At 60.8% G+C, this 12,061-nt stretch carries 11 protein-coding genes and 1 pseudogene; 3 read left to right on the top strand and 9 right to left on the bottom strand.

Annotated features, from left to right (window positions below; genetic code table 11):
• Positions 1-325: 325 nt before the first annotated feature.
• The 3 genes and pseudogenes from GST84_04320 to GST84_04310 all read right to left on the bottom strand — a co-directional run bounded on the left by GST84_04320 (position 326) and on the right by GST84_04310 (position 2,812).
• Complete coding sequence (locus GST84_04320; GenBank protein XGB11619.1) at positions 326-949, bottom strand: DUF1851 domain-containing protein; 624 nt, start codon at positions 947-949, stop codon at positions 326-328.
• A gap of 91 nt (positions 950-1,040) precedes the next feature.
• Positions 1,041-1,271, bottom strand: a pseudogene (locus GST84_04315) (glycine zipper family protein).
• A 224-nt stretch (positions 1,272-1,495) separates the two neighbouring features.
• Positions 1,496-2,812 carry a PAS domain S-box protein gene (locus GST84_04310; protein ID XGB11618.1) on the bottom strand — a complete coding sequence of 439 codons (1,317 nt, stop codon included), beginning with the start codon at positions 2,810-2,812 and terminating at the stop codon, positions 1,496-1,498.
• A gap of 178 nt (positions 2,813-2,990) precedes the next feature.
• Between GST84_04310 and GST84_04305 the strand changes: the two genes are divergently transcribed.
• Positions 2,991-4,181 (top strand): glycosyltransferase, encoded by a 1,191-nt coding sequence (locus GST84_04305; protein ID XGB11617.1) that lies wholly within the window; start codon positions 2,991-2,993, stop codon positions 4,179-4,181.
• 64 nt (positions 4,182-4,245) lie between these two features.
• On the opposite strand, the gene GST84_04300 is transcribed toward GST84_04305, so the two are convergent.
• Together GST84_04300 and GST84_04295 are read right to left on the bottom strand one after the other, a co-directional pair.
• Complete coding sequence (locus GST84_04300) at positions 4,246-4,728, bottom strand: glutathione peroxidase (protein ID XGB11616.1); 483 nt, start codon at positions 4,726-4,728, stop codon at positions 4,246-4,248.
• A 145-nt stretch (positions 4,729-4,873) separates the two neighbouring features.
• Entirely contained in the window at positions 4,874-5,359 is a 486-nt protein-coding gene (locus GST84_04295) for a peptidylprolyl isomerase (GenBank protein ID XGB11615.1), read from the bottom strand.
• Between GST84_04295 and GST84_04290 the strand changes: the two genes are divergently transcribed.
• Both GST84_04290 and GST84_04285 read left to right on the top strand, forming a co-directional pair.
• The gene (locus GST84_04290; protein ID XGB11614.1) at positions 5,358-5,660 is read left to right on the top strand and encodes a DUF3565 domain-containing protein; all 303 of its coding nucleotides are present in this window, start codon (positions 5,358-5,360) and stop codon (positions 5,658-5,660) included. The two genes, GST84_04295 and GST84_04290, sit on opposite strands and share 2 nt — an antisense overlap.
• A 31-nt stretch (positions 5,661-5,691) precedes the next feature.
• On the top strand, positions 5,692-7,779 hold the full coding sequence (locus GST84_04285) for a phosphate acetyltransferase (protein ID XGB11613.1): 2,088 nt from the start codon (positions 5,692-5,694) through the stop codon (positions 7,777-7,779).
• Between the two features lie 79 nt (positions 7,780-7,858).
• Here the strand turns inward: GST84_04285 and GST84_04280 are convergent, their stop codons facing one another.
• The 4 genes from GST84_04280 to GST84_04265 form a co-directional block, all read right to left on the bottom strand.
• The gene (locus tag GST84_04280; protein XGB11612.1) at positions 7,859-8,578 is read right to left on the bottom strand and encodes an OmpA family protein; all 720 of its coding nucleotides are present in this window, start codon (positions 8,576-8,578) and stop codon (positions 7,859-7,861) included.
• A gap of 109 nt (positions 8,579-8,687) precedes the next feature.
• Positions 8,688-9,332 carry an MBL fold metallo-hydrolase gene (locus GST84_04275; protein XGB11611.1) on the bottom strand — a complete coding sequence of 215 codons (645 nt, stop codon included), beginning with the start codon at positions 9,330-9,332 and terminating at the stop codon, positions 8,688-8,690.
• A gap of 334 nt (positions 9,333-9,666) precedes the next feature.
• Positions 9,667-10,359, bottom strand: a complete 693-nt coding sequence (locus GST84_04270; protein ID XGB11610.1) for a sensor histidine kinase — start codon at positions 10,357-10,359, stop codon at positions 9,667-9,669.
• Entirely contained in the window at positions 10,356-11,963 is a 1,608-nt protein-coding gene (locus tag GST84_04265; protein XGB11609.1) for a response regulator, read from the bottom strand. The genes GST84_04270 and GST84_04265 overlap by 4 nt, the downstream gene beginning before the upstream one ends.
• Positions 11,964-12,061: the final 98 nt, after the last annotated feature.

Below are 12,061 nucleotides of genomic sequence, written 5' to 3'. Positions count from 1 at the left end.
CGACTAGCATTCATGGATTGTGCAAAGCTGCTAGAGATGACAGGGTTTCCTTTGCCTGCTTCACCGAGAGCTTTCTAGCTTCAATGGCATTCATAGCTATCATAAGATCTCTGAATTCTCTCCTGTAACTTAGAAGTTCAGCTGCTCAGTTGTTACCGTGGGTGGGGCTGGAGATTTTTATCGTTCTTTAGATCGAGCGCCGCGCAGGCGAAACTCGATCCCATGGCCATTACAAATTATCAAAGACTCAACCGACTGGAAAACTGTTCCACCACGTCCATCACCCGGGCGATTTCCTCGGTGGCGGTGCTGGTTGACTGCGGCATTAATCTGGCTGCTCGGAAAAGGAGTAAGGTTGAAGATCTGTCAATTGCGCCAGAAAGATCAAGTGTTCAACAGCGCTGACTTTTTTAAGATGTTGCAGGGAGTCAGCCCCGCCCAGCATGAGCGCGGGGAAAAAGCCGTACATCTCGTCATGTTTAAGTCTACCCAGTTTTTCCTTGGCGGGATTGAAGAGACCATTGAAATCCATTGACTCCACTTCTCTTGACAAAATAAAGCCTTGAAGCTCAGTATTTAGTTGTTCCTTTGTGAACTCAGTTCGATAAAATATGTACTGAGAGCCCACGCTTGTTATCTCCAATGAAAAGCCAGTTTTCTCTCCCCAAAGGTACAAGTCTCCGAAGGCACTTCTCGCAACCAAATGATAGTTGTCGTACGAAGCAAGTGCCGTGCCTGCAATCCAACAGGAAACTACGGCGTCATATTCTTGCGGATTGACTAGCCAGAATATGCCCTCACCGTAGCCCCCCCACCCATGCTCGGACCAATATTCCAAAAGCTTGGGAGGAAGCTTGTCTCTGTATTTTTCGATTGTGGAGCCAGGTACTTCCCGGCGGTCAATCGGCGGACCGAAATTCTCAATCAAATTGGCAAATACTTTATCCATTTCAACCTTCTCACCTTAGCACTTATGTAATTTGACATTCATGCGGATTGAGCCTCTGAACTCCAGCGGTACCCTTTCGGCCGCTTTCTTTAATGCTGTTGATGTCGAGGTCAGCGAAGCGCTGGCGTAGCATGTGCGCCGCCTGCCATTCAGCCTGGTGGAAGGCTGTGCGGACAGCGTCGACCCGGCGCAGGTTGAGGCCCAGCGAGGCGACCTCTTCATTGAGGCCGGTGCGGAACTGGCCACCGCTTGGGTAGCCCACCATGGCGATGACACGTGACTCGATCTCGTGCCATGAGGGCACGAGGTAATCCAGGTACATGAGGTGTCTCCCTGACAACGTGTGCAGGGGGAAATCCCATCATGGATTCGGATCGGAGGTTTCTGAGTCAGTTGTAGGAAAGTGCGCCTTCGTTTCCGGCATGCTCGGCGAAGTTCAGCTGTTCAGTTGCTAGCGTGAGTAAGGCTGAAATTTTTATCGTTCTTGAGATCGAGCGCCGCGCAGGCGAAGCTCGATCCCATGGCCATTACAAACCCCAAGCCATATCAAAGACTCAGCCGGCTGGAAAACTGCCCCACTACGTCCACTACCCGCTTCGCCCCGTCCTGGATCTCGACAATCACGCTGCCCGTCTCATCCGCCAGCGCCAGCCCCTGTTCGGCCTGGCGCTTGCTGGTATCGATGATCGACACTGCCGCCTGCGCCAGTTGTTCGTTCTGCTGTACCACCCGGGCGATTTCTTCGGTCGCGGTGCTGGTGCGAGAGGCCAGCTGGCGCACTTCGTCGGCAACGACGGCAAAGCCCCGCCCTTGCTCGCCCGCGCGGGCAGCTTCGATGGCCGCGTTGAGGGCCAGCAGGTTGGTCTGCCCGGCAATGTCGCTGATGGTCTTGATGATCGAACCGATCACCCGCGACTGGGTATCCAGCGCCTGGATGCCGTCGGCCGCCTCTTGCATCGAAGCCTCCAGGCCACGCATCACAGTGACAGTCTGGGTGACCACTTCGGTGGCCTTGCGAGCACTGACATCGGTACCCAGCGAGGTGTTGTAGGCGACATCCGCCGCCTCGGCCACTGCCTGCTCCTGGTTGACCTGATCGGTGATCACGGTGGCGAACTTGACCACCTTGTACAGCACATCGTGGGCATCGAAGATCGGGTTGTACGAGGCCTCCAGCCAGATCACCCGACCATGGGCATCGATGCGCTTGAAGCGCTCGGCAACATATTCGCCACGGCGTAGCCTGTCCCAGAACGCTTGGTAGCCGGCCGAGTTGACCTCCTGCGGTTCGCAGAACATGCGGTGGTGCTTACCGCGAATCTGCTCCAGGCGATAACCGACGGTGGCCAGGAAACGTTCGTTGGCAGTGAGAATGATGCCGTCGAGGTCGAACTCGATCACCGCAGTAGAGCGCATCAGCGCCTTGATCAGGCTTTCGTGCTCGCGTGAGGTCTCGATGGTTCGGGTGAGGTCGCTGGAATGCAGGGTGAAGTACTTGATGCGCCCCTCGCTGTTCTTCACCGGCTGCAGGATCGAGCGCAGCCAGGCTTCCTGACCATTGCCGCGCAGAAGACGGAACGCACCGTTCAGGTGTTCGCCACGGCTGATCGCGCTTTTCATGCGCTGGTAGAAGTCCAGTGACTTTACGTGGGCGGGGACGATGTCCTCGATATTGCGTCCAAGCAATTGTTCGGCACGGTAGAGCATCTCGCTCTCGAAGTTGCCGTTGACCATCTCGATCCGTCCCTGAGGGTCGAGCTGCAGCACCAGCATCTCGCTGTCGAGACTACTCTTGACCTGTTCGATGGACATCAGGTCTTCGCGCAGTTGCCGGATTTCTTGCTTGAGCTTGTTGTTGAACATCACCGCTCTCCTGGAGCGCATCACGTAGTCGAATGCATCTTCATCGGCTGCCGGCGACACCTTCTTGAGTGCTGTGCGAGGAAATATTCATAGAGGCAAAAATGCCGGCGATCAGGCGTCATATTTACGTCATAAGGCAGTCACATTAGCGCAACCCGGCAGGCGGAAACTTTTTGTCATGAATACACCCGCGCTACGCATCACCCTGGTCAGCGAAACCTTCCCACCCGAGATCAACGGCGTGGCCAACACCCTTGGCCGCCTCAGTGAAGGGTTGCGCCTGCGCGGCCATGAGGTCGAGGTGGTGCGCCCGCGCCAGGCCGACGAAGGTCACGCGCACAACGACCCGCACCTGATGCTGTGCCGTGGTTGGGCGCTGCCTGGCTACCCGGGTTTGCAGTGGGGCGAGGTGTCGATGCACAAGCTGTTGCGCCGCTGGCGCCGACAGCGCCCGGATGTACTGTACATCGCCACCGAGGGGCCGCTGGGGCTCAGCGCCCTTCGTGCGGCCCGTCGCCTGGGGGTGGCGGTGGTCAGTGGTTTCCACACCAACTTCCCGCAGTATTCCGGCCAGTACGGCCTTGGCCTGCTGGCGCGCCTGCTCACCCACTACTTGCGCTGGTTCCATCGGCGCACGGCAATCACCTTGGTGCCGAGCGCCAGCCAGCGCCTGGAGCTTGAGCGTCGCGGTTTCGAGCGCCTGGAACTGCTGGCACGAGGGGTCGATGCCTGCCTGTTCAATCCGGCCCGACGTAGCCAGGCCTTGCGCGAAAGCTGGGGGCTAGGCCCGGAGGATATCGCCGTCTTGCACGTCGGGCGGCTGGCGGCGGAAAAGAACCTTGGCTTGCTACGGCCTTGCTTTGAGGCATTACGCAAGACGTATCCACAGAAGCGTCTGCGCCTGATCATGGTCGGCGACGGGCCTCAGCGCGCCAGCCTTGAACAACAGATACCGGACGCCGTGTTTTGCGGCGCCCAGCGCGGTGAACGACTGGCCGAGCACTACGCCAGCGGCGACCTGTTCCTGTTCCCGAGCCTGACCGAGACCTTTGGCAATGTGGTGCTCGAAGCCATGGCCTCAGGGTTGGCGGTGGTTGCTTATGACGAGGCAGCCGCAGCGCAGCATATTCGCCATGGCCACAGCGGCGCGCTGGCCATGCCAGGGGACCAGGCTGCGTTTGTCGACGCGGCTTGCTGGTTGCTGGAAGAAGTAGAGACGTTGCGCAGGGTACGCCTGAATGCGCGACAACACGCCAGCCGCCAGGGCTGGCCGGCGATTGTCGAGCAGTTCGAGGAGTATCTGGATAGCGCCTGTCGAAATGTCAGTGCTGCGGCTGGTCGTTCGACGCAGTATGTGCAGCGCCTGTGAGAGTGAGCGCCGCGCAGGCGGCGCTCGGCTTCGCAGGCGCCACAATGATCGCGCCCGGTACTATTCAGACCAGTGCTTTTTCAATGGCCTGCACCACTGCCGGGTCATCCGGCGCCGTGCGGGGTGAAAAACGCGCCAGCACCCGGCCATCTTTGCCTACCAGAAACTTCTCGAAATTCCAGGTAATGTCACCGGGGAACTCGGCCCCCTCGCCTGCCAGCAGGCGGTACAGCGAATGGCGCTGCGGCCCGTTGACCTCCAGCTTGCCCCCCAGCGGGAAGCTGACCCCGTAGTTGAGGCTGCAGAAGTCCTGGATTTCCTTTTCGCTACCCGGCTCCTGCCCCGCAAACTGGTTGCACGGCAGGCCAAGCACATTGAAACCCTTGTCCTTGTAGATCTGGTAGAGGTTTTCCAGGGCCTTGTATTGCGGCGTCAGGCCACATTTGGAGGCAACGTTGACCACCAGCACCACTTGGCCCTTGAAGGGTGCGAGGGGCAGCTCTCCGCCGTTCAGCGCTTCCAGTTTCAGGTCGTGAAATGCACTCATGATGAAATCCCCTCTCAGGTTCCCGGTTGCCGTGCAGGCGAATTTCGCCCACTAAAAAGGCGCTCGTCCAAACCGTTCACCTCCCGTAGGAAGGCAAATCGGCTTGCCCGAGCGCCTGGCGACTTTCTGAGCTTAGCGCAGAAAATCAGTGGTGATGGCCACCTTCACCGTGGATGTGACGGTGAGCGATTTCTTCGTCGCTGGCGTCACGCACGTTGACAACCTTGACCTGGAAGGTCAGGCGCTGACCGGCCAGCGGGTGGTTGCCATCAACGGTAACGTCGTCGCCGTCGATGTCGCGGATGGTGACGATCTGCATCTGGCCGTCCGGTGCCGAAGCGTGGAACTGCATGCCCACTTCCAGCTCGTCGACACCTTCGAACAGGCTACGGTTCAGGGTGCTGACCAGTTCGGCCAGGTACTCGCCATAGGCCTCTTCAGGTTCGATGGAAACGTTCAACTCGTCACCAGCCTGCTTGCCTTCCAGGGCTTTTTCCAGGCCCGGGATGATGTTGCCGGCACCGTGCAGGTAAACCAGCGGCGCGCCACCGGCGGAGCTGTCGATGGTCTCCCCGGCGTCGTTGGTCAGGGTATAGTCGATGGAGACAGCCTTGTTGGCGGCGATCAGCATGGGGCAAGACCTTTTGCAAAAGAATGTAGAGCGCACAAGTGTAACCAAGCCATCGTCCGATTGCGAACGAACTGCGGACGAGCAACGGCCCATCAGTCGGATCAACGGCTTTCATCAGGACGAAGAAGGCCACTGGGTGGCGGAACTTTCGTGCGGCCATACCCAGCACCTGCGCCACCAGCCGCCGTGGCAGGCACGCCCGTGGGTGCTCGACCCGGCACAACGTGCGCAACACATCGGCCAGCCTTTCGCTTGCGGCTGGTGCGCACAAGGGGCCGATAGCGCTACCCTTGACCGTTAATTTCTTGCACCGCTTATTTCGAGAAGCACGCATGCAGACATTTTTCATTGCGCCGACCGACTTCGGTGTCGGCCTGACTTCGATCAGCCTGGGCCTGGTGCGCACCCTGGAGCGTGCCGGCCTGAAGGTCGGCTTCTTCAAGCCTATCGCCCAGCCCCACCCGGGTGACACCGGCCCCGAGCGCTCCACCGAACTGGTCGCCCGCACCCATGGCATCAAGCCACCGGTCCCACTGAGCCTGGCCCACGTCGAGCGCATGCTCGGCGATGGCCAGCTGGACGAGTTGCTTGAAGAAATCATCCGCCTCTACCAGCAAGCCTGCGTCGGCAACGACGTTGTCGTGGTCGAGGGAATGGTGCCCACGCGCCACGCCAGCTACGCAGCGCGGGTCAACCTGCACCTGGCCAAGAGCCTGGATGCCGAGGTAATCCTGGTATCGGCCCCGGAAAACGAAGTGCTCAGCGAGCTGTCTGGGCGGGTCGAACTGCAGGCCCAACTGTTTGGCGGCCCACGCGACCCGAAAGTGCTCGGGGTGATCCTCAACAAGGTGCGCACCGACGAGAGCATGGCGGACTTTGCCACCCGCCTGCGCGAGCACTCGCCATTGCTGCGCGGTAATGACTTCCGTCTACTTGGCTGCATACCCTACCAACCCGAGCTGAACGCACCACGGACCCGCGATGTGGCCGAGCTGCTCGGCGCACAGGTGCTCAATGCCGGCGACTACGAGCAGCGGCGCATGAGCAAGATCATCATCTGTGCGCGCACGGTGGCCAACACGGTCCCGCTACTGACCTCGGGTACCCTGGTGGTAACCCCGGGCGACCGCGACGACATCATCCTCGCTGTCAGCCTGGCAGCGATCAATGGCGTGCCACTGGCCGGCTTGCTGCTGACCAGCGACAGCAAGCCTGACGAGCGTATCCTTGGCCTGTGCCGCGGTGCACTGCAGGCCGGCCTGCCGATCCTGTCGGTCAGCACCGGCTCGTACGACACCGCCAACCAGCTCAACTCGCTGAACCGCGAAATCCCGGTGGACGACCGGGAGCGTGCCGAGTTCATCACCGACTTCGTCGCCAGCCATCTCGACGCGGCCTGGCTGCACCAACGCTGCGGTACGCCGCGCGAACTGCGCCTCTCACCGGCAGTGTTCCGCTACCAGCTGATCCAGCGTGCGCAGCAGGCCAACAAGCGCATCGTCCTGCCAGAAGGCGCCGAGCCACTGCTGGTGCAGGCCGCAGCCATCTGCCAGGCCCGCGGCATTGCCCGCTGTGTGCTGTTGGCCAAACCCGAAGATGTCGACGCAGTGGCCCTCGCCCAGGGCATCACGTTGCCGCCGGGGCTGGAGATTCTCGACCCCGAACTGATTCGCGGGCGCTATGTGGAGCCCATGGTCGAGCTGCGCAAAAGCAAGAACCTCAACGCACCGATGGCCGAGCAGCAGCTGGAAGACCCGGTGGTGATCGGCACCATGATGCTGGCCCTGGACGAAGTGGACGGCCTGGTCTCGGGCCTGGTGCACTCCACGGCCAACACCATCCGCCCGGCCCTGCAACTGATCAAGACCGCACCCGGCTCGAGCCTGGTCTCGTCGGTGTTCTTCATGCTGTTCCCTGAGCAGGTGCTGGTGTACGGCGACTGCGTGATGAACCCGCACCCAAGCGCTGCCGAGCTGGCAGAGATTGCCCAGCAGAGTGCCGAATCGGCGCAGGCCTTCGGCATCGCGCCACGGGTGGCGATGATCAGTTATTCAAGCGATTCGGCCAGCGATGAAGAAGTCGAGAAAGTACGCGAAGCAACACGCCTGGCACAGGACGCGGCGCAGGGGCTGCTGATCGACGGGCCGTTACAGTATGACGCGGCGGCAAACCCGGCGATTGCCCGAGAGCTGGCGCCGGCTAGCCCGGTGGCCGGGCGCGCCACGGTATTCGTGTTCCCCGACCTGAATACCGGCAATACCACGCACAAGGCGGTGCAGCGCAGTGCCGACGGGGTCAGCCTGGGGCCGATGCTGCAGGGATTGCGCAAGCCGGTGAACGACTTGCCGCGTGGGGCGCAGGTTGACGATATCGTGCACACCATTGCCCTGACGGCGATTCAGGCCAGCGTGGCGCGCTAAAAGCAGCCGCTTCTTTGCAAGCCTTGTGGGAGCGGGACTGCCCGCTCCCACAAGGCCGCAAGGCGGCCCTGAAGGTCAATCAGGGATACTGCTGAACCTGACCTTGCTGCTCATACTGCTGACCCGGAATCGGCTTCAGGTTCACTTCCACACGGCGGTTCTGCGCACGACCATTGGCGTCAGCGTTGCTGGCGATCGGCTGGTCCGGGCCCATGCCACGTACAGAGATACGCGAGGCATCCACACCCTGCGAAGTCAGGTAGGTGCTGACCGCCTGCGCGCGGCGCTGGGACAGGTCCATGTTGTGCTGGCGGCTGCCAGTGCTGTCGGTGAAGCCGACCACTTCGATGGTGTTCTGGTTGAACTGCTTGAACGAGCCAGCCAGGTTGTTCAGCGGCGAGTAGAAGCTTGGGGCGATGTTGGCCGAGTCGGTGGCGAAGGTGATGTTGCCCGGCATGATCAGCTTGATCTGGTCACCCTGACGCTGTACTTCCACCCCCGTGTTGGCCATTTGCGCGCGCAGCTCGGCTTCCTGCTTGTCGGCGTAGTAGCCATAACCGGCTGCAGCGGCACCCACTGCGGCAGCACCAATCAGTGCACCCTTGCCACGGTTGTTGTGGTCGATCGCAGCACCGGCGATGGCACCGGCCAGCGCCCCCAGGCCGCCGTACTTGGCGGTTTTGCTCATCCCTGTGGAGCCCTGCGCCTGACCCTGGTTGTCGTAAGGATTCTGGCCGGCGCAGCCGGTCATCAGTGCTGCGGCAGTTGCGACGATAATCAGACGACGCATGGTGAACATGGACAAGCTCCTACTGAAATTCATAAATGCGGCAGATCTCGAAGGGATCTATGCCAGCCTTGGATTGCATCGGCAACGAAAAATTCCATGAAAGTGCCTTCATGTGCCATCAGGCACGCACGAACGGGTTTTCGCGCATCTCGTCGCCCAAACGGGTGTCGGGCCCGTGGCCGGTCACCACGATGGCCTCTTCGTCCAGCCGGTACAGCCGCTCCTTGATGGAGCGCACGATTGCCCGCTGGTCGCCACCCCACAAATCAGTGCGGCCAATACCCCGACGGAACAGGGTGTCACCGGCAATCAACAATTTGGCATCGGCAAACCAGAAGCTCATCGAGCCCGGGGTATGGCCAGGCGTATGCAGCGCCACCCCGCAGCCGCAGGCGAGTTCTTCGTCATCGCCCAGCCAGCGGTCCGGTGCCGGTACCGGGGTGTAAGGTACACCGAACATCTGGCACTGCATCTCGAGGTTGTCCCACAGCACTTGGTCGTCCTTGTGCAGGTGCAGCGTGGCACCCGTCAGCTCCTTGAGCTTGCCTGACGCGAGGAAGTGGTCGAAGTGCGCATGGGTGTGGATGATGCTCACCAGCGTCAGGCCGTGGGCCTGCAGGCGGGCAAGGATCTTGTCCACGTCACCACCCGGGTCGACGACAATGGCTTTCTTGGTCAGGGGGTCGCCGATCAGCGTGCAGTTGCACTGCAAGGGGCCGACGGGGAAGGTTTCGCGGATGAGAGCAGGCGGGGCTTGGGTCATGGTGTTCTCGCAGGTGAAGCTGGGTTCTGCTGGGAGCCTGACAGGAAAATGGGTTGGGTGCACGAGGTTCATGTCTTGAGCGAAGTGGCGCCTGTGAGATCGAGCGCCGCCCGCGCGGCGCATCGCGAGCAAGCTCGCTCCTACATTTGTTGCGGGCCAGTTATTCCTGAGGCGGAGGTGCGCGCCACCTTGGTGCCCACCTGGATATTGCGTGGAACAAACAAGGCGGTCGCGCGCGTGGGTGCAGGCAATACTGGCCCGAAACAAATGTAGGAGCGAGCTTGCTCGCGATGCGCCGCGCGGGCGGCGCTCGATCGCCCAGGCACCCAATACCTCAAGGCAGGAATAACCTGAACAACCCGCCCCCAAGCGCCCCGCCGTTGGATATCTCGATCCGCCCACGCGCACCACCGCTTTCATGCAACGCTGCAATCCGCGCCGCAAAATACAGCCCAAGGCCAGTGCTGCCGCTGGTCGAGTCAATGCCCTGGATGTACTCCTCCTGGCGCTCGAGCATGTGCTTTGGATAACCCGGGCCGTCATCATTGACGCAAATGGCCAACTGGTTATCGGCCTCTTCGATGGTGATCAGCAAGGCGTGCCCGGCAAAGCGGGTGGCGTTGGTGATAACGTTGGAGATCACCGAGGCCACCAGTTCGCGGTCGAAGAAACCCAGCGGGTTATCGGTGTCGATGCGCCAGGTGGCGAGAATGTCGTTGTGCTTGAGTACTTCCTCGTGCGCCGCCAGCTGGGCTTCGATGAAATCATCCAGCTCATGGTAGTCCGGGCATACCGGCAACTGGTTCACACCCAGTTTGTATAAGCCCAGCAACTGCACCAGCATGCCGTTGAGGTGACGAAATTCATGCTCCATGATCCCTTGTTCGGCACCGCCACGCAGCTCCTCGGGCAAGCGTTCCACCCACTGGCTGTGGGACTGGATCAGCGCCGACAATGAACTTTTGAGGTCGTGCACGGTGGAGGCGATCACCGTGGAAAAATCCAGCCCCTGATTGTCTTGATTCATGCGCCGAACACTCGGATATGCAGTTTGCGGTAACGGTCATAGCGATTGTCGCTGGCAGGGATACCGGCCACGCTGGTGAGGGCGTCGCGGCACTCCTGCATGATCGCAGGCTGAGGGTTGTCACCGCCGATGCGCAGCAGCGCCTGGGCGGTGTTGAGGGCGATGCTGATGTTCTTCGGCTGTAAACCCAATGCCTTTCGGAACATCTGCAACGCCTCTCCAAGCTGCCCTCCCTGGTAACTGCGTACCCCCTGACGATTGAGGGTGACGGCTTCGGTAATGGCGTTGAGCACGCTGGGGTCATCCGTCAGCTTGCCCACTTTCTCCATGACCTTGGGGTCATCGCCATAACTTTCCACACAACTCCTCAGCACTCCGATGGCAGCGGCTTCCTGCCCCATTGCCTGCAATTGCGCAGCGACGGTCAGGGCTGAATCGACCGAGAAGAACTGGTTCATCTTGTCCAGGCGCTGAATCGCCTGTTCTGTCAGCTTGCCGGCCGTTTCCGGGTCACCGGCCTGCTGCAGGCTGGCAGCCTTCATCATCCGCGCACGCACCTGCAGGCCTTGGTCCTCGGGGTTTTCCTTGGCTACCTCGCTGAGCGTGGTGTTGATCTCGACCCGGGTACGGGCGTCCAGGCCGAAGCCTGCATTCTTGCTCATCAACGCCTGGACCAGGCCAAGGTTGTTTTCGGCATCCTTGTAACGCGAACTTTGCCCTTGGTTCACCGCATGGCGAAACGCCTTCGATGCGCTCTCGAAGTCTTCGTTCTCCAGCGCCAGCTTGCCCAGTGTCGACTGCCGACGCACCGACAATGGCGACAGGCGCACGGCTTCTTCAAGCAAGTTCTGCGCGCGCCGGGTATCGCCCTGAGCCACCAGCACCTCGGCCATGCCATCGTACAGGCCTGGCATGATCGGGAACGCCTTGAGCGCCTGCTCGTATACACCCTGGGCCTGGGCATTTTGACCACGCTTGTGCATCAGTGCGCCCAACGCGGCGTAAACCCACGGCTGCGGGCGGCTGGCCAGGATGGCCTTGAGGAACTTTTCCAGTTCCTCGAAGCGGTTGAGGTTGCGCAGGGCATCGGCCCGGTAGCGCAAGCACAATGGAGCCAGGCGCGGATCCCTCTTGCACAGCTCGGCGCAGGCCGCCAGTACTTCGGCCGGGCGGTTGCGGTCCAGCGCTTGCAGGATCGGCTTTAGCAACGTCTTGCGCTGGAACAGTTTCTCGACGCGCTGGGCCAGGCCAACCCGGTTGAACGGTTTGGTCAGGTAGGCATCGGGCTCGTGCTCGATGGCGCTGAGGACAATCGCCTGGCTGCTCTCGGCGGTGACCATGATGAACACGCATTCATGGCTGATGTGCTTGTCGATGATCAGGTCTTCAAGCACCTGTTGCCCGTTCTTCTTGCCATCGCCCAGATGGAAGTCCTGCAGGATGAAGTCATAGCGCTTCTGCGCGCACATGCGCAGCGCCTGCTCGCCGCTGTCAGCGGTGTCCACATCGCGCACGCCCAACTCGCGCAGCATGGAACGGGTCGACGTACGAAAGTCGGTAAAGTCGTCGACGATCAGAAAGCTCTTTTGCCCGTACTGCAGCATCAACACGACCTGCCTTGGAATGATTGAAAAATCGCGCGAGGCGATGCCACCGATAGCTGTATCGGCAGCTGGTCGGGAAAGATGAGGATAGAGCATTG

Origin of the sequence: Pseudomonas putida (assembly GCA_041879295.1) — a bacterium.
GTDB classification, from domain to species: domain Bacteria; phylum Pseudomonadota; class Gammaproteobacteria; order Pseudomonadales; family Pseudomonadaceae; genus Aquipseudomonas; species Aquipseudomonas putida_Y.
Note: the sequence above shows the minus strand (reverse complement) of the source record. Positions and strands in the feature narration are given on the sequence as shown.